We start from the raw sequence: 238 nt of genomic DNA on the forward strand, positions 1-238 counted from the left end.
GTGTTCCACCAAACTTCTTCATAGCCGTGTAACCTAAGAGAATTGGCAGGAAGTAGAACAGACCGTCGCCAATGGCGTTTAGGATTTGATAGGTTCCACCTTCTATATCAAGCCAGCCAATTGCAACAAATAAAGCAGTAAAACCTTTCGTCATACCCGCTGCGACTAATACACTGAGTATTGGAGTAAAGATCCCGGAAATCATATCAATAAAACGGTTGAATAAACTCCCTTTTTC

Annotated in this window: 1 protein-coding gene; it reads right to left on the reverse strand. The window is 41.6% G+C overall.

Annotation, left to right across the window (positions count from 1 at the left end; translation table 11 throughout):
* On the reverse strand, positions 1–238 hold a 238-nt coding region (locus Q4548_RS17345; RefSeq protein ID WP_369281308.1), incomplete at both ends, for a PTS transporter subunit EIIC.

Source organism: Wenyingzhuangia sp. 2_MG-2023, from assembly GCF_030548295.1.
Lineage (GTDB): Bacteria > Bacteroidota > Bacteroidia > Flavobacteriales > Flavobacteriaceae > Wenyingzhuangia.